At 47.2% G+C, this 1,514-nt stretch carries 1 protein-coding gene; it reads right to left on the bottom strand.

Translation table 11 applies throughout. From position 1 onward, the window contains the following. Positions 1-1,514 (bottom strand): aldehyde dehydrogenase (gene adh, locus AAEY75_RS14060; protein ID WP_352259902.1); only part of this gene is annotated, 1,514 nt, incomplete at its 5' end.

The following is a 1,514-nucleotide window of genomic DNA, read 5'->3' as shown; positions in this document are numbered from 1 at the left end:
TTAAAAGAACCCCATTTTTTTAGGATCGTAAGACACCAGCATGTTCTTGGTTTGCTGATAATGATCAAGCATCATCAAATGGTTCTCACGGCCGATACCAGATTGCTTATAACCACCGAATGCAGAATGCGACGGATAGATGTGATAGCAGTTCGTCCATACGCGGCCCGCTTGAATACCACGTCCGAAGCGATACGCCTTATGTACACTGCGCGTCCAAATACCAGCACCCAGACCATACAACGTATCGTTGGCAATTCTCATCGCATCTTCGTCATCTTTAAAAGTCGTTACCGCAAGTACCGGTCCAAAGATTTCCTCTTGGAACACACGCATGTCGTTTGTGCCCTCAAAGATAGTCGGCTGCACGTAGTAGCCATCACCAAGATCACCGTCGTGTGTGGCTCGTTCACCACCGACCAGTACTTTAGCGCCTTCTTGTTTACCGATATCTAGATAAGACAGGATCTTCTCTAATTGATCTGAGCTTGCTTGTGCACCAATCATTGTTTCCGTATCTAATGGATTGCCCATTTTGATGGCTTCAACACGAGCGATACAGCGTTTGATAAACTCATCATAGATACTCTCATGTACCAGTGCACGCGATGGGCAGGTACAGACCTCACCTTGGTTAAGCGCAAACATCACTAGACCTTCAACGGCTTTGTCTAAGAAGTCATCATCTTCATCCATGATATCGGCGAAGAAGATGTTTGGACTCTTACCGCCCAGCTCCAAAGTCACAGGAATGATGTTTTCACTGGCATACTGCATGATGAGTCGACCGGTTGTGGTCTCACCCGTAAAGGCCACTTTATTAATACGAGGGTTAGAAGCTAACGGCTTACCAGCTTCGACACCAAAGCCATTGACGACGTTTAATACACCTTTAGGTAACAGGTCAGCCGCACCGATAATCTCTAACATATAGAGAATAGACGCAGGGGTTTGCTCAGCAGGTTTGAGAACGACACAGTTACCAGCAGCTAATGCAGGTGCTAGTTTCCAGACGGCCATTAGGATAGGAAAGTTCCAGGGAATAATCTGACCAACAACACCCAGTGGCTCATGGAAATGATAGGCAACGGTATCGTCATCAATCTGACTGATGCCGCCTTCTTGAGCGCGAATGGCACTGGCGAAATAACGGAAATGGTCAACGGCTAGCGGGATATCTGCTGCGAGTGTCTCACGTACCGGTTTGCCGTTTTCATAACATTCAGCAATGGCGATAGACTCAAGATTGGCTTCCATTTTGTCAGCGATTTTGAGGAGGATGTTGGCGCGTTCCGTCACACTGGTTTTGCCCCACGCATCCTTGGCAGCGTGAGCCGCATCTAGGGCCTTTTCGATATCAGCTTCTTTTGAGCGAGCAACTTGGCAGATGACTTTGCCATCTATGGGACTGGTGTTGTCAAAGTATTCACCATCAACGGGTGCAACCCATTCACCATTGATGAAGTTGTCGTATTTTTCGCGGAATTGGACTTGGCTTTTTTCTGTGTTTGGAT

The organism is Psychrobacter sp. TB55-MNA-CIBAN-0194 (genome assembly GCF_040309505.1).
Lineage (GTDB): Bacteria > Pseudomonadota > Gammaproteobacteria > Pseudomonadales > Moraxellaceae > Psychrobacter > Psychrobacter fozii.
Note: the sequence above shows the minus strand (reverse complement) of the source record. Positions and strands in the feature narration are given on the sequence as shown.